We start from the raw sequence: 25,525 nt of genomic DNA on the forward strand, positions 1-25,525 counted from the left end.
CGCACAACGGCGGCCGGGATCTTTCATTCACAACCCCGGCCGGCGGGCAAATATTCCGCAAAAGTGCAAGACTAGAACCGGTTCCCCCGCATCGATTCCGCGGTTCGTTCATCCAGGAGGAAATTCATGTCCTTTGTCCGCTTTCTCGCCCGGCCCATGCTCGCCTCCAGTTTCGTCCTTGCAGGCATGGACAAGCTCAAGAACGCGGATGACACGGCCACGCAGCTGTCACCCCTGCTGCGCCGTGCGGCTGAATCCCTGCCGTTCCAGACCAACGAAAAGGTGCTGGCCCGCGTTATCGGCGGAACCCAGGTGGGAGCAGGCGTGCTCTTCGCGCTCGGCAAGTCAGCACGCCTGGCCGCCACGGTCCTGGCCGTCATCTCCGCACTCAACGGCTACGTTGAATGGCGCAGCGCCGACATCACCTCCAAGGAGGGCCGCGACGCCCGCCGCAAGCAGCTGCTCAAGAACGTATCGCTGACCGGAGGCGTACTGCTGGCTGCCGTCGACACGAACGGCCGGCCCAGCCTGGCCTGGCGGGCCGAGCACCTCGCCGCGGACGCCAAGAAGAACGCCGGCCACTTCGCCGCCGACGTCAAGAAGTCCACCGGCCACCTGGCCACCGACGTCAAGAAGACCACCAACAAGCAGCTGAAGAAGGCCGACAAAGCCGTGCGCAAAGCTGTAGACCACACCGTCGGAGCCTAAAGCAGCAATGACAGGCACCACCCCCACCGCAGCTGCCCCCTCCGTCCCCGCCGCGGGCGCACCACTCTGGCGGGCGCCGTTCGCCGACCAGCCGCTCGACGCAACGGTCACCGTTCCGGGATCCAAATCCCTGACCAACCGGTACCTCGTGCTGGCCGCCCTCGCCGACGGACCCTCGCGGTTGCGGGCCCCGCTGCATTCCCGGGACTCCGCACTCATGATCGAGGCACTGCGGCAGCTCGGTGCCACCATCACGGAAGTTCCGGGGGACGGCGACTTCGGTCCCGACCTGGCCATCACGCCCATCAGCCAGGACGCTGCCGGGTCCCGGACCGGCATCGACTGCGGACTGGCCGGGACGGTCATGCGGTTCGTCCCGCCCGTCGCGGCCCTGCGCCGGGGAGTGACACTGTTCGACGGCGATCCGCACGCGCGCAAACGCCCGATGGGGCCCATCATCGAAGCGCTCACCGGGCTGGGCGTCGCCGTCACCGCACCCGACGGCGGTCCCGCTTCCTCGCTGCCGTTCGCCGTCGCCGGTACCGGCGACGTGCGGGGCGGCCACCTCGTCATCGATGCCAGCGCCTCCTCGCAGTTTGTGTCCGCGCTGCTCCTGACCGGTGCCCGCTTCACCGAGGGACTGCACCTGGAGCATCAGAGCAAGGACCACGCCGGGAAGCCCGTCCCCAGCCTGGACCACATCAACATGACGGTCGCCGTTCTCCGCGGAGCCGGGGTCGTCGTGGACGATTCCCGCCCGAACCACTGGATTGTCTCCCCCGGGCCCATCCGCGCCTTTGATCTCAGGATCGAACAGGACCTCTCCAACGCGGGCCCCTTCCTCGCGGCGGCCCTCGCCACCCGCGGCACAGTCCGCATCCCCAACTGGCCGGCCGAGACCACCCAGGTCGGCGATCTGTGGCGCGGTATCCTCACGACGATGGGGGCCACGGTGACGTTCACGGACGGCACCCTGACCGTCACCGGCGGCCCCGAGATCAAGGGCGCCGACTTCGACGAGACCAGCGAACTCGCCCCCACAGTCGCCGCACTTTGCGCCCTAGCCAGCAGCCCCTCGCGGCTGAGCGGCATCGCGCATCTCCGCGGGCACGAAACAGACCGGCTGGCCGCTCTCGTCGCAGAGGTCAACCGCCTGGGCGGCGACGCCGAGGAGACCTCCGACGGCCTCATCATCCGTCCCGCACCGCTGCACGGCGGTGTCGTCCACAGCTATGCCGACCACCGGATGGCCACCGCGGGCGCCATCCTGGGCCTGGCCGTTCCCGGCATCGAGGTCGAGGACATTGCGACCACCGCCAAGACGATGCCGGACTTCCCGCAGATGTGGGAGTCCATGCTCGCCCAGGGCACCGCCGGAAACGCAGCCACCGCAAAGAAGGACGCCTCCGGTGGCACGCAGCACTGACTCCTGGGACGAATCCGACGTCCGGATCCGCCCGAACAAAAAGGGCACCCGGCCCCGCACCAAGGACCGGCCCGCCTACGACGACGCCGTCACCGGCCGGATCATCACCGTTGACCGCGGACGCTACACCGCCGTCGTCGCCGAAGGCACCCCCGAAGAACGCAAGATCATCGCCGCCCGCGCCCGGGAACTGCGCCGCAACCCCGTCGTCGCCGGCGACTTCGTCTCCCTCGTCGGGGACGTCAGCGGCGAACCCGACACCCTGGCCCGGCTGGTCAAGATCCAGGACCGCAGGACCCTGCTGCGGCGCAGCGCCGACGACACGGACCCGATCGAGCGCGCCGTCGTCGCCAATGCCGACACGCTGGTGATCGTGGTGGCGGCCGCCAATCCGGAGCCCCGGACCGGATTCATCGACCGTGCCCTCGTGGCCGCGTACGACGCCGGCATCGAGCCGCTGCTGCTCGTCACCAAGGCCGACGTCAAGGATCCCGCGGAACTCCTCTCCAACTACCAGCACCTTGCCTTCCCGGTGATCATCTCCAAGACGGCGGACTCCGCCGCCTCCGGCATCGATGCCCGCTCGGACGACGGACTTTCCGCCCGGCTGGACAAGGACGCCGTCTCCCAGCTTCGCGCCCACCTCGACGGGAAGGTCACCGTCATGCTGGGCCATTCCGGTGTGGGCAAGTCCACCATGGTCAACGCCCTGACCGGCGCCGAGCGCGCCACCGGCGGCGTCAACGCCGTGACCGGGCGCGGCCGCCACACCTCCTCCTCCGCGCTGGCCCTCAAGGTCAACGAGGCGCCGCCGGGCAGCTGGATCATCGACACCCCCGGCATCCGCTCCTTTGGCCTTGCCCACGTGGATCCCGACCGGATCCTGCGCTCCTTCCCGGACCTCGAGCCAGGCACCGACGACTGCGAGCGGGGATGCAAGCACGATTCCAGTGCCGTCAACTGCGGGGTGGACGCCTGGGTTGCTGCCGGCCATGCCGGCGAGTCCGGCCCCGCCCGGCTCGCCTCGCTCCGCCGCCTGCTGGGGACGGACCCGCGGATGGAAGCCCAGGACGTCAAGGAACTGGGTACCGTCTCCTAGTCCGGCAGGCCGGCTGTCCGGCCGTCAGCCGCCCCGTGCCCGGCCGCATCCGGCGGCGCAGGCCCGTGGCCTCCCGCCCCGCAGCCCGCTTTGGCGGTAGTTTGGAACCATGAGTCAACCCGCTTCGAGCTACAACGATGACCTGCGCCTTGCCCATGTACTGGCAGATTCCGTAGATTCCCAGACCATGAGCCGCTTCAAGGCGCTCGACCTTCGGATTGAGACGAAGCCGGACCTGACGCCGGTGACCGACGCCGACAAATCAGTCGAGGAGGCCATCCGCGGCCAGCTCTCCCGCTCCCGTCCGCGCGACGCCGTCCTTGGCGAGGAGTTCGGCAGTTCCGGCCATGGCTCCCGCCGGTGGATCATCGACCCGATTGACGGGACCAAGAACTTCGTCCGCGGCGTCCCGGTCTGGGCCACCCTGATTGCCCTCGTCGACGAGGGCGAGCCGGTCGTCGGCGTCGTCAGCGCCCCGGCGCTGGGCAAGCGCTGGTGGGCCGCCAAGGGTGCCGGAGCCTACATGGGCCGTTCGCTGGCTGCCGCCACCCGGCTGAAAGTCTCCAACGTCTCCAAGCTCTCGGACGCCTCCCTGTCCTATTCCAGCCTGGGCGGCTGGAAGCAGCGCGGCAACCTCGACGAGTTCCTTGACCTCACCGAGAAGGTCTGGCGGACCCGCGCTTACGGCGACTTCTGGTCCTACTGCCTCGTGGCCGAAGGTGCCGTCGACATCGCCTGCGAGCCCGAACTGAACCTCTACGACATGGCCGCGCTGGTCCCGATCGTCACGGAGGCGGGGGGACGCTTCACCTCCCTCGAAGGCGAAGACGGCCCCTTCGGCGGCAACGCCCTCGCCACCAACTCCATCCTGCACTCGGAGGTTCTCAAGCGCCTCAACCCGGGCCTGGACGACCTGCTCTAACAACCCGCTTCCAAGGATTCCCCAACCTCCCTGTACGACTCTGTCAAAGACGCCGGCCCCGACAGCCGGCCTCAAGACTAGGGCATCTTTTTGGGAGGAGAGCAGCCTTGTCTGACACACATCAAGCCTCGATTCGCGGCACCTCCGTCGTCAGCCCCGTTCTGCTGGTGCTCGTGGCGAAGTACCGGGACCTGGACCCCGCGTCCGCCGCCGCCCTGCACGCCGCTTCCGCCGGGCTCGCACAGCATATTCTTACCGGCAGTCCGCCCGTCGCAGCATCCGTGGTCCTGTCCACCTGCAACCGATTCGAAATCTATTGCGAAGTCCCGTCCCTGGCGGTCCTTGAAGCCGCTCGCGCAGACGTCCTCGATTCAGTCCAGTTCTGCTCCGGGCTGCCAACGATCCGCCTTTCGGCCCTTTTCGAGGAACTCCGGGGAACCACGGCTGTCGAACATCTCTTCGCCGTTGCAGCGGGCCTGGACTCGGTCGTTGTGGGTGAGCGCGAAGTCGCCGGCCAGGTCCGGCGCGCTCTCGCCGACGCACAGGCCGCCGGAACCACCAGCGGGCGGCTGGGCAGGCTGTTCCAGGCCGCGTCCCGCACGGCCAAGGATGTCGGGGCTCAGACCTCGCTCAGCAACGCGGGCAGATCCATCGCTTCGGTCGCCTTGGACCTCGCCGCCGGAACGAGGCGGGCCGGGACCACCGGGACGTCGGCCGTTCTCTTCGGTACCGGTTCCTACGCCGGTTACGTGGCGGAGCTGCTCAGGAACCGAAAATGTTCCGAGATCTCCGTCTTCTCCCATTCCGGCCGCGCGGAGGCCTTCGTGGCGGCCAGGGGCGGTAGAGCCATCTCCGCACAGCAGTTGCCGGCAGCCGTTGCCGGATCCGATCTTGTCATTGGCTGTAGCGGTGCAGGGGTCCGCGTCGACGCTGCCGCCCTCGCCCGGTGGCGTGCGGGTGCGGCGCGTCCCCTCACCGTCATCGACCTCGCTCCCAGCCACGATTTCGACCCGCACGTGGCGGAACTGCCGGGGGTGGACCTCATTACGCTGGAATCGGTCCACCTCGCCGCTCCCCCGGCGGATGCCGAAGCGCTGCGCCTCGCGCGCGCCCTGGTCCGGCAATCGGCACGCCACTTCGAGGAGCAAGACGCGGCCCGCGCTGTCGATGCCGCCGTCGTCGCCCTGCGCGAGCACCTCCAACAGGTCCTGGTGAGCGAAATGGAGCGGGTCAGCAAACAGCACGCCCGGGGCGCCTCGACTGAAGACGTCAACCTCGCCCTCCGGCGCATGATCCGGCGCGTGCTCCATACCCCGACGGTCCGCGCCCGGGAGCTCGCCGCCCTCGGACGCCAGGACGACTACACGGCGGCGCTGCATACGCTGTTCGGCCTCAGCGTCCAGGCCGACAATGAGGCTGCCGCCCCGACCCCTGAGCGGGGTATTGCTGCCTCTTGATCGTCGCGCCACGATCCGCCTTGGGGCTGTCCGGTAATAACCGGCGCGCGCCTCGCGTAACAAACGGCTTCACATTCATGTCCCGCCTTTCTGCGGCAGCAGGCATGTCCTAGGCTCGAAGCAGGTCACGAGTGCCAGCGCTAAACCCCGGTTTGCTGGCCGGCAACCCTCCATTCGCGGTGGGGTGCCCCGGGTGACGACCTGGCCGGTCCGGAACGGACCCGGCAAGCGCGGATCCCCGGTGTGTGGGGTCCTTTTCGAGCGAGGTCCCATGACTACTGCCACCATTCCTGCCACCCCTGACTTTCAGACCGGCGCCAGCCAGGCCCGTCCCGACGCGCGGTTCGCCGTAGCCCGACGGCCGCTGGCCGCCGTGACCGGCGCCGAGATCCAGGCACCGCTCATTCAGGGCGGCCACGTCCGCTACGCCAACCTGGACTACGGCGCCTCGGCCCCTGCCCTGTCCGTGGTCTCGGCCTACCTCAACGAGATCCTGCCGTACTACGCCAGCGTCCACCGCGGCGCCGGCTACGCCTCGCAGATCAGTACCTCGGTCTACGAGAACGCCCGCACCATTGTCCGGGAGTTCGTGGGCGGCCGGCCGGACGATGCGGTGATCTTCACCCGGAACACCACCGATTCCCTGAACCTGCTGGCCGGGTGCCTGCCCGCCGTCGACGGCGTGCACACCGGCGAGGTGCTGTACCTCGACATTGAGCACCATGCCAACCTGCTGCCGTGGCAGCGCGTCCCGCACCGCAGCGTCATCGCCGCCCCCACCCTCGCCGCCACGCTGGAACTGCTCCGCGCGGAGCTCGCCCACAGCGGCGTCAGCCTGCTCGCCGTGACCGGCGCCTCCAACGTGACCGGCGAGATCCTGCCGATCCGGGCCCTGGCCGCCCTGGCCCACGACTACGGCGCCAGGATCGTCGTGGACGCCGCCCAGCTGGCGCCCCACCGGCGGATCGACATCGCCGCGGACGACGTCGACTACCTTGCCTTCTCCGGGCACAAGCTCTACGCACCGTTCGGCGCCGGGGTTCTGATCGGCCGTCCCGACTGGCTCGACGCCGGCACCCCGCACCTGGCCGGCGGCGGAGCCGTGCAGGACGCCAGGATTGACAGCGTCAGTTGGACCACCGGCCCGGCCCGGCATGAAGGCGGCTCCCCCAACGTCCTTGGCGCCGCCGCCCTGGCCCGGGCCACCCAGGTGATCGCCGATCTGGACGCGGACCAGTGGCACACGCACGAAAACGCCATCCGGTCCTTCCTCGTTGAGGGCCTTGCCCGGATTGACGGTGTGACGGTCCACCAGATCTTCTCGGACAGTGCCTCCTTCGACTCTCCGGCAGGCGCCGGGCCTGGCAACGCCGCGGGCACCGCCACCGGTACCGGCACGATCGGCGTCGTCAACTTCTCGGTGGAAGGCTACGACGCGGGACTGGTGGCGGCGTACCTGTCCGCCGAACACGGCATCGGGCTGCGCGACGGCCGCTTCTGCGCGCACCCCCTGCTCCGGCGGCTCGGGCTCCCGTCGGGCTCGCTGCGGGCCAGTTTTGGTGTGGGGTCCCGGCTGGAGGACGCCCAGCGGCTGCTCGCCGCCCTCCAGGAACTGCGCCGGACCGGCCTCGGCTGGGACTACGTCGTGGACGCCGGACGCTGGGTGCCGTCCAACGACACCCGCAGCTACCCGCACTGGGCCCCCAACACGCCCGGCACCGCCGGCGCGGCCCCCTGCACCCAGGACTGACAGCCCGCTGAGGTCCGGCGGGGAACCACCGCCCCTGCCGCGTGCGGTAAATTCGAAAGGTACCATCCGGACCTGTCGAAGGAGATCGCACGTGGCACGCGGCGGACCCAAACTGCATCGGGAACGGCGCCAGGAGCTGGGGCAGAGTTTCCAGGACGGCGGGGAACACTACGACCGCGTCCGTCCCGGGTACCCCGACGATTCGGCCGACTGGCTGGTCCCCCGGAACGCCAGGGACGCCGCGGACCTCGGCGCCGGCACCGGGAAGTTCACCGCCCTGCTGGTCGCGCGCGGCCTGCACACAGTCGCGGTGGACCCGTCCGCCGACATGCTGGAACAGCTGCGCCGGACGCTCCCGGGCGTCACCGCCGTCGAGGGTACCGCCGAGCGCACCGGACTGCCCGCCGGGGCGTTCGACGTCGTCACCGTCGCCCAGGCCTGGCACTGGTGCGATCCGCTCCTGGCCAGTGCAGAAATCGCACGGATCCTCCGCCCCCACGGGGTACTGGGGCTGACCTGGAACCAGCTGGACACGTCCGTTCCCTGGGTGCACCGCCTCTCACGCATCATGCATGCAGGCGATGTGCACAAACCGCACTTCACACCGCCCCTTGGCCCGGAATTCACGGGACTGGAGAGCCACCTCACCCGATGGGAAGATCCGGTGCGGACCGCCGACATCATGGAGCTGACGAAGTCCCGCAGCTACTACCTGGCCGCCAGCGAAACAACCCGGGCCAAGGTCCTGGGCAACCTCGACTGGTACCTCCACGAGCACCTTGGCCACCGCCCCGGCGAGGTCCTTCCGCTCCCCTACCTGACGCAGAGCTGGCGGGCCGTCCGGGCCTGACCGTCTCCGGCGCCGCCTGACGGTAGGCTGGAAACTGTGAAGACCAGTCTGCCCTCCTCCTCGATCGAGGACTACGTCAAGGTCATCTACTCCTTTACGGAGTGGCAGGACAAGCCCATCACCTCCACCCAGCTGGCCCAACGGCTCGGCGTAGCCAACTCCTCGGTCTCCGAAATGGTGCGCAAGCTCAAGGACCAGGGCCTCGTGGACCACCAGCCCTACAGCGCCATCACGCTGACGGCCGACGGCGTCCGGCTGGCGTTGTCCATGGTCCGGCGGCACCGGCTCATCGAAACCTTCCTGGTCCGTGAACTCGGCTACCGCTGGGACGAGGTCCACGACGAGGCCGAGCTCCTGGAGCACGCCGTCTCGGACACTTTTATCGACCGGATGGCAGCCAAGCTCGGGAACCCGGTGCGGGACCCGCACGGCGATCCGATCCCGGCCGCAGACGGTTCCATCGTGATGCCCGCTGCCTACCGGATGAGCGAACTCGATGACGGGCATACGGGCCGGATCACCCGCATCAGCGACGAGAACCCTGAATTGCTGCGTTACCTTTCCGCCGAGGAGATCGATCTGGACGCGGACGTGGAGGTCCTGGGCCGCAAGCCGTTCGGCGGCGCCCTGGTGGTGCGCATCGGATCCGGTGCGGCCCGGCACGAGTTCGACCTCGCCGAGGAAGTCGCCTCCGCCCTCTGGGTGCACAGCGAGTCCGGCCATCCCGGCTGCAGCCTTGAGCGAAACTAACGGCTGGCGTGCGTGGGCGGCCGTCGCCGTCGGCGGACTGATCGGCACGGAACTGCGCTACGGTGCCGGGCTCGTGTTCCCCGAGACAGCGGGCTCCATCCCTTGGACCACCCTGGTGATCAACGTCGTCGGCAGCTTTGTCCTGGCGGCCCTCACCACGGTCTGGATCGCCCGGCCAAAGACCGCCTTCTGGCTGCGTGCCGGGCTCGGCCCCGGACTACTGGGTTCCTTCACCACCTTTTCGGCCGTGGTGTTCGCCATCGACCAGCAGTTCCGTGGTGGCTTCCATGCCAGCTGGCTGGGCTACCTGGGCCTGTCACTGGTCCTGGGCCTCGGCGCCGCGGCCGCCGGCTGGAAAACGGGCAAGGCCCTGGCCGACCTGAGCGGCGGGGCCTCATGATTACCGCCGTGCTGGTGGGACTCTTCGGCGTCGCCGGCGCCCTGCTGCGCTTCGCCGTCGACTCCTGGTTTGCGCACCACCCGGGGCGCCATCCGCACTGGCCCTGGGCGACCCTCACCGTGAACGTGGCGGGGTCCTTCATCATCGGCGCCGCCCTGGGGCTCACGGGCCAGCTGGGGCTCGGTGCCGAGTGGCAGTCCGGCCTCTCGACCGGGCTCGCCGGCGGTCTCACCACCTTCAGTTCCTGGACCACCGCCACGGTGCGTCTGGTGAGCGAGACGCGCTACCGCGCCGCCGCGCTCAACGTTGCCGCGAACCTGGCCGCCGGCCTTGCGGCGGCAGCCCTCGGCCTGGCCCTCACGGGGCTGTGACGAGCCTTACTCCGGCGTCCTGACGGCGATTCGGGGACCGTCCCATCCCGTATCGTTGAAGGATGGTTACCCGACGTGAAGCAGCCCAGATCCTCGACATTCCGCTGGAAATGGCCCACCGTCACGGCATCCCGCCCCGGCTGAGCGACGCCGAGCTCGGCGACCTCCTGGACAACCCGCCGGCCTGGCTCGTGCAGTCCAAGGCCAACCGCACCGGCAAGCGCCCCATCTGGGTCCAGCTGACCTGCGCGGTGTGCGGGTTCTCCGAGGCGGCCCGGCCGAAGAAGTGGTGGCCGGAGTTCACCTACGTGTGCTGCGCCCACCACGCGCCGTACGAGATCCCCGGTGTGGCTGTCGGGCTGGTCCGCAGCGAGTATGAGGGTGTGGGCAGCCGCTTCGTCGGCATCGTGGACGTTGCGGTGCCCGAGGCGTAACTTAATATCAGGGGGCATCCCGGCCCCCTGCTGTGAGGGAGCGCCCACATGCCTGACAAAACGCCGCACCGGAGCATGGCCAAGAAACCGGTGAAAACCATCAAGGAAAAACGCGCCGAGAAGAAGTCCAAGAACGTCGCGGAAACGCACACGGACCCCGTCGCCCACATCAAGAAGCGCTGAGCACGGCCCGCCCGCCGGGCAGCCGCTTCTGCCCACAGACGGGCAAAACAGAAGGCCGGAAGCTGACGCTTCCGGCCTTTTGTGTGGAACTTTACGGGGTGGAGCACCGTCTCCGGGGCTCCGATGGTGGAGATGGGGGGAATTGAACCCCCGTCCGATGTCGTGTTGTCAGGGCTTCTCCGGGCGCAGTTTGCGTCGGATTTTCTCGGCCCCAGCCATGCTGCAAACAGCTGGCTGATCCGGGCCCAGTCATCAAAGAGTCCCGTTCACCCCGATGACGGGGGTAAACAGCAGTGGCTATCTAAATGACGCCAGGATCCGGGGCAATAGCAACCTCGGGCTGACGGACTGTCTTACTGCTTAGGCAGCGAGAGCGAAGTCAGTGCGTTTTGATTCGGCACTTATTGGTTTGCAGACAGCGTTTACGAGATAATTCTGCATCCTCGGCCCGCTTCACCTGTCGCGACTAACATCGTCGAAACCGATCATCCCCGTATTTTTTTATCAAACCGATCAGGTCTGGTGCCGAACCGCTGTTGCGGTTTCCGCGCCGTTCCTTCCCGGACTATCTAGCATAACGCACGTCCCCGCGGAATCATTCCCGCCCGTTCCGGGCGTCGGTCCCTAGCGGCGGTTCCGCTCGCGCATGACCCGCAGGGCCTCGCGCTTGTCCTGCTGCTCGCGCAGGGTCTGGCGCTTGTCGTATTCCTTCTTGCCGCGGGCGACGCCGATCTCCACCTTCGCCCGGCCGTCCAGGAAATACAGCTGGAGCGGGACGATGGTGAAGCCTGATTCGCGGATCTTGTGCGAGATCTTGGTGAGCTCGTCGCGGTGCAGCAGCAGCTTCCGACGGCGGCGTGCGGCGTGATTGGTCCAGCTCCCCTGGTGGTACTCGGGGATATGGATGCCCTCCATCCACAGCTCGTCGTTGTAGAACGTGCAGAAGCCGTCGACCATGGAGGCGTGGCCCTCACGGAGGGACTTCACCTCGGTGCCCATGAGCGCAATCCCGGCCTCGTAGGTGTCGAGGATGGTGTAGTCGTGCCGGGCCTTGCGGTTGGTGGCCACTACCTTACGGCCACTTTCTTTCGGCACGGTAGAACTCCTTGGATCGATGGGTGGGCCCTCAGCCGGAGCGGCCTGGGCTTCTTCCAGTTTACGGCAGTGCCGCAGCTCAGCCGCGGGGCTTCCGCTCCGGGCGGATCAGAGCAGGTTCATCGGGTCCACGGCCCGGCCGTTGAGCCATGTCTCGAAGTGCGAGTGGCAGCCGCTGGAGTTTCCGGTGGTTCCCGAATAGGCGATCAACTGTCCCTGGCTGACCTGCTGTCCTGGAGAAACGGTCACACTGACGTTGTGATAGTAGACGGTGGTCAGCGAGTTTCCCTGGACAACGCCGTGCGAGATCTTCACGTTGTTGCCGCCGCCGTCGTTCGCCCAGCCGGCTGAGAACACGGTGCCCGCCGCGGCGGCGTAGACCGGCGTGCCGCAGGCCGCGGCAAAGTCGATGCCGGTGTGCATGTAGCCGCCCTGGCCGTAGAAGTCGGTGGTGCCCGGCGGCGTGGCGCGCCAGCCGAAGCCGGAACTGATCCGCACGCCGTTGAAGGGGTGACGCAACCCGAATGCCGACGGGTTTCCGGGCGGGGCGGGGACGTACGGCGCCGGGGCCGGCGCCGGCGGCCTGACCTGCCCGGCGGCACGGGCGGCCGCCTCGGCGGCGCGGGCAGCGGCTGCCGCAGCTGCCCTGGCGGCCTCGGCGATCCGGCGCTGCTCGGCTTCCCAGGCCTCGCGCAGCTTCCGGTCGCGCTCGACGATGTCCGCCGCGACGGCGTCCTGCTGGGCCTTGACCTGGACGATCTGCGTCTGGATGGCGGGCTTGGCGGCCTGGAGTTCGGCGTCGAGCCGGGTGGTGTCGGCGATGAGCTGGTCCACCTGGGCCTTTTTGGACTCCGCCTCGTCACGGGCGGCCTGTTCCCGGGCCAGGGCGGCGTCCGCCTTGGCCTTGAGATCCGTGATTTCAACCTCCACCGCTTCGAGCCTGGCCTGGGAGTTGACGTTCGTGGCGTTCTGCTGGGTGAGCTTGTCCATCGCCGAGTTCTGGCTGCGCATGGCCTGGTCGGCCAGGTCGATGGTGTCCGTGAGGCTGCCGCCGTTATTCGAGCCGAAGAACAGCGAAAGATTGGAGGGCACACCGCCGGACTTGTAGGCCTGGGTGGCGATCTGCCCGATCAGCTTCTTGGTGTCGGTGATTTTCTGCTTGTCCGTCTCGAGCTGCTGCGTAATCTTGGCCTTGTTCTGCTGGGCCAGGTCCACGCGGGCGGCGAGGGCCTCGGCCTCCTTGACGGCGCTGGCGACACGGCCCTGGGCCTCCAGGAGGGCCTGCTGCGCTCCGGGGAGCTGGCCCTGGTACAGAACGAGGTCCCCGGCGGCCTGCGCGATCCGGGAGTCCACGAATTCGAGGGAGTGCTGGACCCTGGCCGCTTCCTCGCGGAGGGCGGCCTGCTGGTCCTCGAGGGTGTCGGCAAACGCCACCGGGGTCGGGGCACCCAGGCTGGCTGCCAGGACGAGCGCCAGAGCGGCGCCGACAATGCGGCTGCGGCGGCCGGCCGCCGGGAGCCTGGTCGAAACCGGCTGCGGTGCGGGTCGGTGCATCCGTGTCATGGGCTTTCCCTTTTCGTTGTGCACGCTAAACCCTCAAGTAACGCCGGAGGGTCAGGAGTGATGATACTCCTGCCAGCAGGACGCCGAGGCCAATCAGGGCCGGCGCCAGAATCAGCGTCTGCGCTGCGGAGATAAAGGCGGTGTCCGGATATTGCTGGGACAGGTACCCGCCCAGGAAGAAATGCGCCACGGCCCACAGCGTTGCCGAGGCCAGCGCCGCGCCGATCACGGCGGCAATCACGCCCTCAAGGATGAACGGCAGCTGAATCACCATCTTCGACGCCCCGACCAGGCGCATGATCCCGGTCTCCCGCCGCCGGCTGAAGGCCGAAAGCCGGATCGTGGTGGCGATCAGCAGAATGGCACAGACGATCATCACGCCGGCGACGCTGACGGCCACAAGCGACGCGGCGTTCATGACCGAGAAGAGCCGTTCCAGGAGCTGGCGCTGGTCGATCACAGTTTCGACGCCGGCCTGCGAGGAGAACGTCTCGCTAATGATCTGGTACTTCTCCGGGTCCTTCATATTGATCCGGAAGGAGGCCGGAAGCTGGTCCGGCGTCACCGAGTCGACAATCGGGGAATTGGAGAACTGTTCCTTGAAGTGCTTGTACGCGTCGTCCTTGGACTCGAACTGGAAGTCGTTGACGTACTGGGCCACCGCGGGCGATTCCAGCAGCTTGCCCAGGTTGTCCTGCTGTTCCGGGGTGGCGGGGCCGGTGGCGCAGCCGGCCGCCGTCGAACCGTCGCTGCAGAGGAAGATGGCGACCTGGACTTTGTCGTACCAGTAGCCCTTCATCTGGTTGATCTGCAGCTGCAGCATGCCGGCGGCGCCGACAAAGGTCAGGGACACGAAGGTCACCAGGATGACCGAGACCACCATGGAGAGGTTGCGGCGCAGGCCGCTGCCGATTTCGGCGAGGACGAATTGGAGCCTCACAGCTGGCCCTCCCCTGCGGCGCGGGCGTCGGAGCCGGTGGCGGCAGCAGGCTGGGCTTCCCGCCCGCTGGCATCCCGCAGGCGGCGTGACTGTCCCACAACCGGAATCATGGAGGTGTAGAGGGCCTTGGCTTCGTCCCGGATAATAACGCCGTTGCGCAGTTCAACAACGCGTTTGCGCATCTCGTTGACGATGTCGTCGTCGTGCGTGGCCATAACGACGGTGGTGCCGTTCTGGTTGATCTTGTCCAGCACCCCCATGATGCCCATCGAGGTGGTGGGATCCAGGTTGCCGGTGGGCTCATCGGCCAGCAGGATGCCGGGCCGGTTGACGACGGCGCGGGCGATCGCCACACGCTGCTGCTCACCGCCGGAAAGTTCGTGCGGGAGGCGGTTTTCCTTGCCTTCGAGGCCGACGGTCTTCAGGACCTCGGGAACGGTATCGCGGATGACGCTGCGGCTCTTGCCGATGACCTGCATGGCGAAGGCGACGTTGGCGAACACGGTCTTCTGCGGCAGCAAGCGGAAATCCTGGAACACGACGCCGATCCCGCGGCGGAGCCGGGGCACGCGCCAGCTGGAGATGTTCGCTACGTTCTGGCCGGCGACGTAAACGGCACCGGAGGAGGCGCGGTCCTCTTTGAGGACAAGGCGCAGGAAGGTGGACTTGCCGGACCCGGAGGCCCCAACAAGGAAGGCGAATTCGCCGCGGTCGATCTCAAGGTTGATCGAATCCAGCGCGGGTCGCGCCTTCTGGTCATAGACCTTGGTGACATTTTCGAAACGGATCATGGCCCTAAGTACCCTGCAGGACGTGGACGGGTACGGCCCTGTTCTGCTGCCGGCGCGCGGGCTTTCTAGTGGGGGAAGTAGAGCTCCGGCTTCTCGACTATACGCACGGGCCGCGGCGGATCGGCCTGAGTGCGCAGGCGTGTCGCAGGAATAGACGGGAGGGGCCGGTGTGACGCACGAGGCAGCAGGGGCGCGCCAACGCCGCCGGGGCAGCTGTGCCGTCGGCGGATACGAGCCCGGAGGCTCCTTGTCCGCGGGTTACTTGTCCGCGTTGCGGTTGTCGGTCCGCCAGCGGATGCCGGCGTCGATGAAGTCGTCGATCTCGCCGTCGAACACGGCCGAGGTGTTGCCGACCTCGTGCTCGGTGCGGAGGTCCTTGACCATCTGGTAAGGGTTCAGAACGTAGGAGCGCATCTGGTCGCCCCAGGAGGCCTTGACGTCGCCGGCGAACGCCTTCTTCTCCGCGTCCTCCTGCTCCTTCTTGAGCAGCAGCAGCCGGGACTGCAGCACGCGCAGGGCGGCCGCGCGGTTCTGCAGCTGGGATTTCTCGTTCTGCATGGACACGACCGTGCCGGTGGGGATGTGGGTCAGGCGCACGGCGGAGTCGGTCGTGTTAACGGACTGGCCGCCCGGGCCGGAGGAGCGGAAGACGTCGACGCGGATCTCGTTGTCCGGGATGTCAATGGAGTCCGTCTGTTCGATCAGCGGGATGACCTCGACGGCGGCGAACGAGGTCTGGCGGCGGCCCTGGTTGTCGAAGGGGCTGATCCGGACCAGGCGGTGGGTGCCGGCCTCGACGCTGAGCGTGCCGTAGGCGTAAGGGGCCTTGACCTCGAAGGTGGCGGACTTGAGCCCGGCTTCTTCGGCGTAGGAAGTGTCCATGATGGTGGTCGGGTAGCCGTGGCGTTCGGCCCAGCGCAGGTACATCCGGAGCAGCATTTCGGCGAAGTCCGCGGCGTCGACGCCGCCGGCGCCGGCGCGGATGGTCACGACGGCTTCACGCTCGTCGAACTCGCCGGACAGCAGGGTCACGACCTCGAGTTCCTTCAGGGCCTTGCGGATCGATTCCAGCTCGACGGCGGCCTCGCCCATGGAGTCGGCGTCGTCCTCGTCCTGGCCCAGTTCCACCAGGACCTCAAGATCGTCGATCCGCGAGGTGAGGGAGTCGAGGCGGGCCAGTTCGGACTGGCGGTGCGAGAGCCTCGAGGTGATGACCTGGGCGGCCGCGGGGTCATCCCACAGATTGGGTTCGCCGGCCCGTTCGCTCAGTTCGGCGATGTCTTCCTTCAGCGCCTCGACATTCGAAACGTTCTCGATGGAGGCGTAGGTGGCGCGCAGGGCGCGGATTTCTGCGGGAAAATCAATGTTTGCCATGGTTTTTTAAGCCTACGCTATCCGTGCGAGCCGCCCGGACTGGGTCGCAGGCACGTCCGTGGTGCGGCCGGGGAGCCCGCCCGGGCAGCTACCGCGTAAGCCGGGAACGCGCCGTCGAACTCGCTTCGATCCTGATGCCGTCGGGGACCAGGAAGTTCACCACCGGCGGGTGGACGGCGGCGCTGAGCACCACGACGGCGGTGGAACCGTCGGGGCTGCCCGTTCCCGGCCCGACGGCGAGGCCGCTGAAGCGGCTGGTGGCACTGCTGCGGTCCAGGAACTCGACGGCCGCGCTCCGCACACGGGCTCCGGTCAGAATGGCGGTCGGGCTGCCGCCGCCGGTTTCGAGCTGCCCCAGGGTGAAGCTGTCCGCGGCGGCGACCGAGGCGCCGTCGGCCAGCGATAGGAGCTTCTTATGCTCGATGTAGACACTGGACGCGCCGATGACCACGGTTGCGAGCAGCAGGGCGAGCAGCACAAAGCCGATGAACAGCACCATCAGTTGCCCGTCGTCACCGCCCCGGCCCCGGCCTGGCGGATCCGTTTCCGGTTCCTGCGGCGGCCGCCCGGCACGCTGCTTCCGGGGAAGGTTCATCGGAAGCGGCCCACCAGTTGTGTGGCCGAGGCGCTCAGCTGCCCGGCGTTCAGGTCCAGCACCTCGCGGAACGGGACGAACGGCAGCGGCACCGTCAGATGGACGGTCACGGTCACGGCCGATCCCGCTGCCAGGCAGTCCGCCGGGACGCAACCGGTTTCGACCCGGGCGTTCGCCGCGGAGTGGCCGTGGTCGGCGAGCGCCAGCAGGACGGCCTGCTCAGCGGCGGCCCGGCCGCCGGCTGCATCCGACTGGGCAACGAAGACCTTCGCGGCCTGGTCCGCGGCGCCGACGACCGCGAATGAGCCGCCCTGGAGCTGGCCCATTGTGATGATGAAGTAGACCAGCGGGACCATCAGCAGCAGCGACAGGAAGGTGAACTCGACGACGGCGCTTCCCCGTTCTGTGTCGTCGGGGACGCGGGCGTCCGCCGCGGCGGCGATTCCCCCGGGCCCACCGTCCGGTGCAACAGGGCCAACTGGTGCGTCAGGGCGGGGCCGCGCGTCAGGGCTGGATGGCCGCATGCCCCTTCACCTCCAGAACTGCGCGGGGACCGATCAGCCCGATCACGGGCAACGGCGCGCGGACCGTGACTTCCAGGGTCCGGATGCCCTGGTACGTGGCCTCGCTCGTGGTCACGTCCTGGGCGAACGCAGGGTTGAGCGCGACGCCAATGAGCTGGGCGGTCCGCTCCTTGGCATCAACGGCGCTGCGGTCCGCTAGGGTGCCGTATCTGGCGCCGGACGCGGCGGCATCGATCAGCGTGTTCCGGACGTGCAGGACGAGGGTGAGCTGGACGATGGCGAGGAAGAACAGCGTCAACAGCCCGCCCACAAGGACGAAGTCCACCACCGCCGAACCGCGCTCGTCAGTGCTGCCCCTGCCGGCGCCGGGCCGACGCACGTGCTACTGCCCGACCTTGTCCATGGCCTGGTTGAACAGTCCTTCCAGGGCCGGGCCGGCGAGCGCGAGGAGGGCGGCGACGAGGACGGCCGACATCAAGGTGATCATCACCCAGCCGGGCACGTCGCCCCGTTCGTGGTGATCACCGGGGCGTCCTGGCTCCCGGATAATAGCCGCCTGCGCCCTGGCGTGACCGGGCACCAGGCTGATGGTGCACAACATCAACAGCGCCATATGGTTCAGGATCTGTTTCATGTTTTCCCCTTTGGTTGATGCTTCGTTTGGTTGATGCTTCGTTGGTTTTGCTGCGGCTTCCCTGCTGTTCCCTTTTGTTGCTGTTATAGGCCCATGCTGATGGCGGCCGGGCCCGGAAAGACGGCGAACACGACCGTCAGCGGCAGGACGCCGAAAACGACGGGAACCATCATTCCGATTTCCTTCTTTCCGGCCGACTCCATCAGCTCGCGCTTTGCCGTGTCCCGGACGTCCTGGGCCTGGGCCCTCAGCACATCAGCGAGGGGAGTCCCGCGTTCGACCGCCACGATCAGCCCGTCCACGAAACGGAGCAACGGGCCCAGCTCCGTCCGTGACGAGAATTCCTGCAGGGCTTCCACGAGTGGTTTCCCGGCCCGGGTCTCCGCCAGGACCCGGGTGAAGTCCTTGGACAGCTCGCCCCGGGCGCTGCGGCACACTCTGTCCAGTGCGCCGGTGGCGCTCTCTCCCGCGCTGACGGCGAGCGCCATGAGCTCGGCGATGCTGGGGAACTCCGCCATCATGCGGGCTTCGCGCTTCCTGACCTGTGCGCCCAGCAGGTAGTCGCGCAACAGGAATCCACCGGCGGCGCTGCCAAGCACCAGCACGACGGCGAGGAGGGGGCTGGAACGTCCGGCCGCACCGAAGAGCACGACGGCGCTGACCGCCGCGACAAAACCGCCCGCTCCCCAGAGGAGCTGCTCTGCCCTGAAATCCGCTGGGGACTTGACGCTTCCGGCCCTCGCCAGGCGGCGGTCCAGGGCCAAGGAACCGGGGTTCAGCCTCCCCAGCCACGAGACTGCATCGCCAATGACCGGGCGCAGGATCCGCGCCAAAGGACCGAACGGAGTGAAGTTTCTCGGCACTGCGCGCAGGAGCCGGGATTCCAGGTTGTGGGACTTCAACTGCGGCCCGATGCGGTCAACGAAAGTGGTCGGCCGCATGAAAGGCAGCCTTATCAGCAACAACCAGGCACCGCAGCCCAGGACGACTCCGCAGGCAACGGCAGCCGCCATCAGCCCTGTCATCGGAGGACCCGCTCATCTGCCGGCAGCGCACCAATGCGCAGCATGACGGCATAGGAGACCAGGGACACCGCCAGTCCCGCCATCAGGACGGCGGCGCCGAGCGGGGTGTTGTAGGCCGCCACCGCTTCGGGCCGGCTGGCCAGCAGCATCAGGACGATCCAGGGGGCGGCCACTGCCAGCCGCGCGGCATTGACGGTCCAGGATTGCCGGGCCTCCAGCTCGCTCCTGGTCCGGGCACTTTCGCGCAGGAATTCCGCCAGGGTGCCCAGCAGCCGGCCGAGATCCGAGCCGCCCACTTCCCTGGTCAAGCGGAGCGCCTCCACAATCCGGTCGGCCACGGGATCCGCCAGCCGGTCCTTCAGCCTCGTCAGGGAGGGATCGAACTGTCCTCCGGCGCGGTAGTCGGAGCCAAAATCGCGGAACACCTGACGGAGTTCCTCAGGACCCTTGTCGCCCAACTGGATGAGGGCTTCCGGCAGCGAGAGGCCGGCGCGGATCGCAGAGCGGAGGTGGTCGACAACGTCGGGCCACAACTGGCGCAGAACAGCGGTGCGCTTCCGCGCGCGCCACTTCACGATGGCCATCGGCAGCCAGCCCCCAAACAGGCCAAAGCAGCCAGCGATCGGCCACGACCTGGTCACCGCGAAGAAGACGATCGTCGTGAACGCTCCAACGCCGAGGCAGCTGGCCAGCAGGCCGGGTCCGCTGACCTTCTCGATTCCCGCGGAGCGCAGCAGATCCTCCAGGCGGCTGGGTCCCGGCCTGCGTCTGGCGGCGTGCGGCTGTTCCCAGGCAGACCACCAGATCAGCAGGAGCCCGGCGCCGGCAAGCATGCCCAGCAGCGCAGCCATCAGCGCGGCTCCAGCAGGGCCGCGACGTCGTATCCTGCACGGGCAAACTTCTCGGCTGACGGCATCGAGTTGGCCCTCGGCTTCAGCTGGCCGTCAGCGAGGGCGAACACCATGGACGACTCGATAATGCCGTTCTCCACCCGCCGGCCCAGCGATAGAATCTCCGTCACTTCCCTGCGCCCGCTGGCGTGGCGGGAACAGTGGATCACGAGGTCGATGCAGGAAGCGACCGTCGGGACCACAAAGGCACTGGAAATGTTCTCCCCTGCCAGCAGCGGGAGTGTGCAAATCTTCGTGACTGCGTCGCGGGCGGAATTCGCATGGACGGTGCACATTCCGGGCAGTCCGGAATTCAGGGCGATCAGCATGTCCAGGCTTTCGGCCTCCCGGACCTCGCCCACCACCAAACGGTCGGGGCGCATGCGCAGGGCCTCCTTGACCAGCCTGCGCATCGGGATTTCGCCGTCGCCCTCCAGATTTGGCTGCCGGCACTGCAGCCCCACGACGTCCCGCAGCGGGAACTGCAGCTCGAAGATCTCCTCGACCGTGATGACGCGCTCGCGGGTCCCGATGCTCGCCGCCAGACAATTGAGCATGGTGGTCTTAGCAGCGAATCGATAAGGTACCTACATGATTCGCACCGCTATGTATGCCCGCATTTCCGATGATCGATCCGGCGAACGATTAGGTGTCGAGCGTCAACGGGCCGACTGTCGGAAGATTGCGGAAGCCCGAGGGTGGACCATTACAGAGGCATACGTCGACAACGACATATCCGCCTACACGGGGAAGTCGCGTCCGCGGTTCGAACAGATGCTGGCTGATATCGAATCAGGACAGTTTGACGCTGTGGTGGCCTATCACCAGGACCGTCTGACACGGCAGCCCGCGGAATTTGAAAAGTTTCTACTGACCTGTGACGGCGCCGGCGTGAGGCACTTCGCAACTGTGACTGGCTACACGGAACTTGGCCACGGCGACGGGATCATGGTCGCGCGCATCTATGCCGCCGTGGCCGCCAACCAGTCCGACGCCGCATCACGTCGAATTCGACGGAAGAACGACGAGAGAGCGTCCGAGGGGCTGCCGCATATCTCCGGTTCGAGGGCTTATGGATACGAGATGGACCGACGGACGGTCATAGAGTCCGAGGCCGAAATTATCCGCGACGCCGCGGCAAGGTTCATCGCCGGAGAATCGCTGAATTCGATCACTGCGACGCTCGCGGCGGCCGGCGTCAAGACAGCCACAGGGCAGAACGAGTGGCGGACGCCTACGTTGCGCAATCTCCTGAAGTCCCCGAGGCTGGCTGGACTCCGAGAGCACCGAGGCGAAGTAGTGGGCAAAGCCGCATGGCCCCCGATCCTTACGCTTCAACAGCACGAGCAGATCAAACACAGGCTGACCGATAATGCGCTCGCCGGAAAGAGGTCGCCGCGCCGGTATCTCTTGTCAGGGAAAATCTTCTGCAAGCTGTGCGGTGGCAAAATGTTCTCCGCCTCTTCGGACAAAGGTCGCCGGAGATATGCCTGCCTGAGCGGACCGGACTTCGGAGGCTGTGGAAAGATTTACATCGCGGGTGAGAGCTTGGAAAGGCTCATTGCGGACGCGGTGCTGCTTCGCCTGGACACGGCAGAGATGGCCCAAACCATAGCCAACGCCCCGGATTCAGACGCTGAGTCGGCAACGCTCCGCGCCATGATTGCTGACGGCACCGAACAACTCGACGAGCTTCTCGGCCTCTACACCTCCCGTCAGCTGCCTGCCCGCGAATGGATCAAGGCTCGCGCGAAGATCGAGGAACGCGTCGAGACCGCCAAAAAGAAGCTCGGAAGGCTGGACAGAGGATCGTCCATCGTCTCCTATCTAGGTCAAGGAAAAGCCCTCGCCGAAGCGTGGGACGCGGACGACATGACTCTCGGCCGCCAGCGCGCAATCGTCGACCTAATACTGGATCGTGTCCTCATAGAGCCAGCCAAACGAAAGTCGAACCGGTTGGACCCATCCCGCGTGACCCCAATCTGGCTGCTTTGACGCCCGACGGTTTCGGGCGGTGCTCGCCGCTCCGCGGCGTGCGCTCCGTCCTAAACCGCACGGCCATTCAAAAGCGTGCCCACCTTACGCAGCACGAGGGGATCTGTCACAGCGATCTCGAAACCTTGCGCCGCCAGGGACTCACCGACCCACTTGGCCAGCGTTTCAGCATCCAAATGACTCAGGCCCACTGGTACCACCTAGTCGGGGGACCGTCCCAGCTCTCCTGCTCGTCCGAGCTCCAGGACTTCGCCGGTCGTGCGCCCATCAGCTCGCAAGCGGCGCCTAGGGTCTCGTGGGCGGTAACCCCTTCAAGACGCTCCGACAAGGGCTGAAACCCCTGTGCCACTTCGTACCGATGCAACCCACCAAGGTCCTCAGCGGAAAATGTCTTGGCGACGTACTTGGCGAGATAAGCGGCAGCAATACGCGCAGAATCTCGACGCCCGGCGCCCATGCGTTGACCCGTGATGCGCTTGATCGAAACGAAACCATGGCCCCATGCGTCGGCGATCACGGACTGGCGAACAAACTGGCTCAAAGCAAAATGAAGGTGCAACCCGTGGCCGGATTTATGCCACTCAGGAACCCAAATGTAGGGGAAGGGTTCTCCACCCAGTTCTGCGCGGAGACTTCGGAAGAAGTTACCCACGTCGACGCGCGCTTGGGCGGGATCGTGGCAGCCGCTCCCCCGGTACGTGAGTGTCCCGAACCTGTCCAAACAGTTAGCCGCAGCATACCGCCGCAGTTTTGACCTCGCACGCCGTGCGGCCTCTGCACGCGAACGCTCAGGATCAGCAGCCGACCCGGGCGGCACGTATAAGGATGGACGGCGATAGGAGCTTCTAAACGATCCGCCGGCTTCACCAGCGGTGGGATAGAGCGTCAGGTACCAGCGACCTTGACGAGGCAGAAGAGAAGAGAACAAGAGCGCAACCTCATAGACAGCAGGAAGAGATCCCAGTGTCGGCGACACAGGGACCACCTGAGGCCGTGGCCCCTTGTTCTTGCGCTGTCTACGTTTTCCGGCTGGCCCTGCGGTTGCTTTAACCCTCGGGAGGGGTGCGCTCTAATATCATGTGATTTGTCTGGCGCGGTGGAGCGCCAAACAGCCGGTCACCTTGTTCATTGTTCGTTATGTCCGCGTTCCGATCTTGGCATGAACCTCCCAAGAAAGTACAGAGAAACGCGAAACGAGTTACGTTGCTGATTCAAGTCAAGACGCACCGCTGCCCGCTATCGCGGTCAGCGCTGCGCCAACGGCGCCACCTCCAAGGGACGCACCCACTACAGCAACGATTTCCACGCTGTTCGAATGCCTGGCTGCGAGCAGCCCAGCCATTTCTCTCAGGTCAGAACGCCGATCATTCTGCATCTTCTTGAGTTCATCCATGATCCAAGGTTCAAAAGGCTTCATGGTGTGAAGCGCATAGTGCTCTTCAAGGCCATCCGAGAAACTCCGGTGGAATCTCGCAGCGCGATTTTCGGTGTGGAGTATTTGCAGGCTAAGGGAGAGAGAATTTTTTCCTGATGACCAAAGCCTCGTAAACCATGCCTTGATGCCTCCACGCTGCTGCAGTTCCAAAAGCTCTTCCAGCTGGTGGTTGTTCCAGGCGTCCTGGCTGAGCAGAAGGTTACGTTCAGATACGAGAGAGTAGAACTGAGCTAGTTCATGAACCACTTCTTCTTTTACACGATCAAGGAGCAATTGAGCAGAATCCGCCTGACCGCTAAACACCATGTCGTCGTATCCCTCTTGCCGTGTATGCTCCAGCTCAAACTCAAGAGCAACCTCGTTTCCAGTGTCCGCATCTTCCTCGGGAGTAGCCTCCACCCAACAGTCCACCCAGAAAGGGCTCGGACCTAAACAAGTAAAACTGATCGGAGCGACGAGCTCTTTCCGCTGCTCAAACTCCGACCTCAAGAACTCACGAACGATCATCACAGCAATGGAAGGGCTGTTCGCGTCACCATCCATGGAAACGAACGCGACTGGATATCGCCCTTCGAAACGGATATCCACATGGAACTCGGTCGTCGTGAATTCAGTGCCGCGTGAGAGCTTTTTTTGTATGTGCTGGGGAATCGTCACACGAAAAGTGACCTGGCCGTCTACTGGGTGCGGGAAAAAATGACCTCCCGGATGCAGCCCGTTGTCACTGCGAAGCACTTCGGTAGGGATCTGCAGGACGGACGCCCCACTGGCCCGCCCTGTGACCGCACGTGGCGTCTCAATGACAATCGAATCCACACTGGGAATTGCTTCCAGAGCCTTGCGTAAGTCTCGCGCCCAATCTGACGTTAGGTATTTGCCATCCTGATTATCAAGCCCAAGGAGATCCTCACCGTGCGCCTCGAACATGAAACAACCGATACCGAACGATACTGTTTGCACGGATGAAGGTACCTCTCTATTGACCCAATTTCGACCGTAGTTCCTAAGTCTAAGGGCGTAATTTTCCTAATTCTGCGAGACTCGTCGCTCTGTGACCGTTCGCGCTTCCCCCTGCAGTCGCTCATGCCAACTGGGAGGAACCTACCGCAGGGCGTTCTTGTGCGCCGACCTCACCACTTTCGCCAGCTCGGCTCGCCAACGTCTCGTATCGGCGCCCCTGGTCTTACATGCGTGGCAGTTAGGGCAAAGAGCAACCATGTTCGCGGGGTGATCGTCTCCACCAAGGCCTAGGTCCATGATGTGGTCCACATCCAGGATTGGCTCACCTCTGCGGTTCATCTCGGCCGGCATCCCGGTGCACCTGGCGCTCTCACAACGACCGCTTGACCTTGCCAACACAGCTTGACGGGCGGCAGCGCTACGCGCGAAGTCGGTGCGCACGACTCCGTCTCGGCGACGGGGTTGCCCGCGGCCTTCAACACGCATTAGCAAGTCCGCATAGGAGGACCCGGTCTTGGCTTCAGGCACCTCTGGCCCATCATCGGATGCCGAAGCGGCTTCGGCGAGAGCAGTAGTAACGTCCTCTGGCCAGCGGCCCAGTTTCTGCCCCGGCACTGCTTCCAATCGCCACTCTATCTCCGGCCGGGCAACCTTGTTTTCACCGATTCCTTGGACCCACGCACGGCCGAGGACCGCAGCCCACGTCAGAAAAGTAAAGGACCCCCCCAAAGGCTTGTACCAGAACCGGACGGCAGAGTGCGATACGCGAGCCTCCTCCAGTAGGGAGTTACCGCCAGCAGTCAGCCTATGAGGACCATTAAGTCCTTCGCCGCGGTACCCGAACTGTTCGGTCAATGTGGGAGGCTCATCTGCGTACGGCCCGGAAGCATCCGAGAATACGTTGACGACATTCTCCCCCGGGAATCTGACGATGCCGGCTTGTTTGTTGCCGCCGAAAGCCATGTAAATGTGAGTTCGGCTAGGGAACTCGATGCCGAGCTTGGGCGGGTTGAGCTGTGCGGGGAAACGACTTCAAAGCCGAGTCGCAGGAGTGCGCGAACCGCTCCCTGAGCTCCCCCGCTGAAGTCACCCGCTTTCAGTGGGCCGAGACCGGAGTGTTCGTGACCGAAGGCGGCCGCGACAATCGGCTTGGAGTCGAAGAGCTCTCCTCCCACTCTCAGGAAATAATCGCGCGACTCCCCAAACCCGTATTTCGCTAAAAATGCGGTGCGGCCAAGCAGGCGAAACTCCGAGATCGCCTCATGGACGGCATCCGGCTTGGTTAGCTGAGTAAGTCGAGCCACAACACTCCTATTTTCAAGTTCAGGCGCTGACAGCGGGGACGCCATGACTC

The 25,525-nt window shown here is 66.0% G+C and carries 27 protein-coding genes, 1 other RNA gene, 2 pseudogenes and 1 riboswitch; of the genes and pseudogenes, 13 read left to right on the top strand and 17 right to left on the bottom strand.

The features are described from left to right. Positions 1-126 precede the first annotated feature (126 nt). The 12 genes from AC50YC_RS05945 to AC50YC_RS06000 all read left to right on the top strand — a co-directional run bounded on the left by AC50YC_RS05945 (position 127) and on the right by AC50YC_RS06000 (position 10,350). Positions 127-708, top strand: a complete 582-nt coding sequence (locus AC50YC_RS05945) for a DoxX family protein (RefSeq protein WP_354169832.1) — start codon at positions 127-129, stop codon at positions 706-708. Between the two features lie 7 nt (positions 709-715). Then, a complete protein-coding gene (gene aroA / locus AC50YC_RS05950; protein ID WP_494952649.1) occupies positions 716-2,134 on the top strand; it encodes a 3-phosphoshikimate 1-carboxyvinyltransferase in 1,419 nt (472 codons plus the stop codon). Next, positions 2,118-3,233, top strand: coding sequence for a ribosome small subunit-dependent GTPase A (rsgA, locus tag AC50YC_RS05955; protein WP_282381735.1), 1,116 nt, complete (start codon positions 2,118-2,120; stop codon positions 3,231-3,233). Before aroA ends, rsgA begins: the two co-directional genes overlap by 17 nt. Positions 3,234-3,342: 109 nt before the next feature. Further along, positions 3,343-4,155, top strand: a complete 813-nt coding sequence (hisN, locus tag AC50YC_RS05960; protein ID WP_494952650.1) for a histidinol-phosphatase — start codon at positions 3,343-3,345, stop codon at positions 4,153-4,155. A 107-nt stretch (positions 4,156-4,262) separates the two neighbouring features. Next, positions 4,263-5,612: a glutamyl-tRNA reductase gene (locus tag AC50YC_RS05965; RefSeq protein ID WP_494952651.1), complete on the top strand. Its 1,350-nt coding sequence runs from the start codon at positions 4,263-4,265 to the stop codon at positions 5,610-5,612. A 123-nt stretch (positions 5,613-5,735) separates the two neighbouring features. After that, positions 5,736-5,849, top strand: a riboswitch (SAM riboswitch). Between the two features lie 34 nt (positions 5,850-5,883). Then, positions 5,884-7,362, top strand: coding sequence for an aminotransferase class V-fold PLP-dependent enzyme (locus tag AC50YC_RS05970; protein ID WP_494952652.1), 1,479 nt, complete (start codon positions 5,884-5,886; stop codon positions 7,360-7,362). A gap of 91 nt (positions 7,363-7,453) precedes the next feature. Further along, positions 7,454-8,212 (top strand): class I SAM-dependent methyltransferase, encoded by a 759-nt coding sequence (locus tag AC50YC_RS05975; RefSeq protein ID WP_494952653.1) that lies wholly within the window; start codon positions 7,454-7,456, stop codon positions 8,210-8,212. A 36-nt stretch (positions 8,213-8,248) separates the two neighbouring features. After that, the gene (locus AC50YC_RS05980; RefSeq protein ID WP_494952654.1) at positions 8,249-8,962 is read left to right on the top strand and encodes a metal-dependent transcriptional regulator; all 714 of its coding nucleotides are present in this window, start codon (positions 8,249-8,251) and stop codon (positions 8,960-8,962) included. Continuing rightward, the gene (locus tag AC50YC_RS05985; RefSeq protein ID WP_494952655.1) at positions 8,949-9,362 is read left to right on the top strand and encodes a fluoride efflux transporter FluC; all 414 of its coding nucleotides are present in this window, start codon (positions 8,949-8,951) and stop codon (positions 9,360-9,362) included. Before AC50YC_RS05980 ends, AC50YC_RS05985 begins: the two co-directional genes overlap by 14 nt. Next, positions 9,359-9,733 (top strand): fluoride efflux transporter FluC, encoded by a 375-nt coding sequence (locus tag AC50YC_RS05990; RefSeq protein ID WP_494952656.1) that lies wholly within the window; start codon positions 9,359-9,361, stop codon positions 9,731-9,733. Before AC50YC_RS05985 ends, AC50YC_RS05990 begins: the two co-directional genes overlap by 4 nt. Positions 9,734-9,795: 62 nt before the next feature. Beyond that, entirely contained in the window at positions 9,796-10,167 is a 372-nt protein-coding gene (locus AC50YC_RS05995; RefSeq protein WP_494952657.1) for a hypothetical protein, read from the top strand. A 48-nt stretch (positions 10,168-10,215) separates the two neighbouring features. Continuing rightward, positions 10,216-10,350 carry a hypothetical protein gene (locus tag AC50YC_RS06000; protein ID WP_282381717.1) on the top strand — a complete coding sequence of 45 codons (135 nt, stop codon included), beginning with the start codon at positions 10,216-10,218 and terminating at the stop codon, positions 10,348-10,350. Positions 10,351-10,474: 124 nt separating this feature from the next. On the opposite strand, the gene ssrA is transcribed toward AC50YC_RS06000, so the two are convergent. The 13 genes and pseudogenes from ssrA to AC50YC_RS06065 all read right to left on the bottom strand — a co-directional run. Then, positions 10,475-10,843, bottom strand: a transfer-messenger RNA (tmRNA) gene (gene ssrA, locus AC50YC_RS06005). A 131-nt stretch (positions 10,844-10,974) separates the two neighbouring features. Continuing rightward, positions 10,975-11,445 carry an SsrA-binding protein SmpB gene (gene smpB, locus AC50YC_RS06010; RefSeq protein ID WP_226759107.1) on the bottom strand — a complete coding sequence of 157 codons (471 nt, stop codon included), beginning with the start codon at positions 11,443-11,445 and terminating at the stop codon, positions 10,975-10,977. Positions 11,446-11,553: 108 nt separating this feature from the next. Beyond that, on the bottom strand, positions 11,554-12,999 hold the full coding sequence (locus AC50YC_RS06015) for a peptidoglycan DD-metalloendopeptidase family protein (RefSeq protein WP_494952763.1): 1,446 nt from the start codon (positions 12,997-12,999) through the stop codon (positions 11,554-11,556). Between the two features lie 34 nt (positions 13,000-13,033). Further along, on the bottom strand, positions 13,034-13,948 hold the full coding sequence (gene ftsX / locus AC50YC_RS06020; RefSeq protein ID WP_354169813.1) for a permease-like cell division protein FtsX: 915 nt from the start codon (positions 13,946-13,948) through the stop codon (positions 13,034-13,036). After that, positions 13,945-14,739 (bottom strand): cell division ATP-binding protein FtsE, encoded by a 795-nt coding sequence (gene ftsE / locus AC50YC_RS06025; RefSeq protein ID WP_494952658.1) that lies wholly within the window; start codon positions 14,737-14,739, stop codon positions 13,945-13,947. The genes ftsX and ftsE overlap by 4 nt, the downstream gene beginning before the upstream one ends. A gap of 258 nt (positions 14,740-14,997) precedes the next feature. Further along, positions 14,998-16,113, bottom strand: a complete 1,116-nt coding sequence (gene prfB, locus AC50YC_RS06030; protein WP_282381705.1) for a peptide chain release factor 2 — start codon at positions 16,111-16,113, stop codon at positions 14,998-15,000. Positions 16,114-16,201: 88 nt separating this feature from the next. After that, on the bottom strand, positions 16,202-16,708 hold the full coding sequence (locus AC50YC_RS06035; protein ID WP_494952659.1) for a pilus assembly protein TadG-related protein: 507 nt from the start codon (positions 16,706-16,708) through the stop codon (positions 16,202-16,204). Beyond that, positions 16,705-17,232 (bottom strand): hypothetical protein, encoded by a 528-nt coding sequence (locus AC50YC_RS06040; protein WP_494952660.1) that lies wholly within the window; start codon positions 17,230-17,232, stop codon positions 16,705-16,707. Before AC50YC_RS06040 ends, AC50YC_RS06035 begins: the two co-directional genes overlap by 4 nt. Continuing rightward, a complete protein-coding gene (locus AC50YC_RS06045) occupies positions 17,213-17,611 on the bottom strand; it encodes a TadE/TadG family type IV pilus assembly protein (protein ID WP_494952661.1) in 399 nt (132 codons plus the stop codon). The genes AC50YC_RS06040 and AC50YC_RS06045 overlap by 20 nt, the downstream gene beginning before the upstream one ends. Before the next feature lie 3 nt (positions 17,612-17,614). After that, complete coding sequence (locus tag AC50YC_RS06050; protein ID WP_494952662.1) at positions 17,615-17,866, bottom strand: hypothetical protein; 252 nt, start codon at positions 17,864-17,866, stop codon at positions 17,615-17,617. 83 nt (positions 17,867-17,949) lie between these two features. Continuing rightward, a complete protein-coding gene (locus tag AC50YC_RS06055; protein ID WP_494952663.1) occupies positions 17,950-18,891 on the bottom strand; it encodes a type II secretion system F family protein in 942 nt (313 codons plus the stop codon). Then, on the bottom strand, positions 18,888-19,742 hold the full coding sequence (locus AC50YC_RS06060) for a type II secretion system F family protein (RefSeq protein WP_494952664.1): 855 nt from the start codon (positions 19,740-19,742) through the stop codon (positions 18,888-18,890). Before AC50YC_RS06060 ends, AC50YC_RS06055 begins: the two co-directional genes overlap by 4 nt. Beyond that, positions 19,742-20,353: pseudogene (locus AC50YC_RS06065) on the bottom strand (TadA family conjugal transfer-associated ATPase); the annotation flags it as partial. The pseudogene AC50YC_RS06065 and the gene AC50YC_RS06060, both read right to left, overlap by 1 nt. Positions 20,354-20,372: 19 nt before the next feature. On the opposite strand from AC50YC_RS06065, the gene AC50YC_RS06070 reads away from it, so the two are divergent. Next, a complete protein-coding gene (locus AC50YC_RS06070) occupies positions 20,373-21,776 on the top strand; it encodes a recombinase family protein (protein WP_494952665.1) in 1,404 nt (467 codons plus the stop codon). A 181-nt stretch (positions 21,777-21,957) separates the two neighbouring features. Here the strand turns inward: AC50YC_RS06070 and AC50YC_RS06075 are convergent, their stop codons facing one another. From AC50YC_RS06075 to AC50YC_RS06090, 4 genes and pseudogenes are all read right to left on the bottom strand, one after another. Next, positions 21,958-22,761, bottom strand: a complete 804-nt coding sequence (locus AC50YC_RS06075; protein ID WP_494952666.1) for a rolling circle replication-associated protein — start codon at positions 22,759-22,761, stop codon at positions 21,958-21,960. Between the two features lie 231 nt (positions 22,762-22,992). After that, positions 22,993-24,171 carry a hypothetical protein gene (locus AC50YC_RS06080; RefSeq protein ID WP_494952667.1) on the bottom strand — a complete coding sequence of 393 codons (1,179 nt, stop codon included), beginning with the start codon at positions 24,169-24,171 and terminating at the stop codon, positions 22,993-22,995. A gap of 141 nt (positions 24,172-24,312) precedes the next feature. Further along, positions 24,313-25,164 (bottom strand): SRA domain-containing endonuclease, encoded by an 852-nt coding sequence (locus AC50YC_RS06085; RefSeq protein ID WP_494952764.1) that lies wholly within the window; start codon positions 25,162-25,164, stop codon positions 24,313-24,315. A gap of 44 nt (positions 25,165-25,208) precedes the next feature. Further along, positions 25,209-25,520, bottom strand: a pseudogene (locus AC50YC_RS06090) (ScoMcrA-related endonuclease); the annotation flags it as partial. Positions 25,521-25,525 lie beyond the last annotated feature (5 nt).

The organism is Pseudarthrobacter sp. MDT1-56 (genome assembly GCF_059383555.1).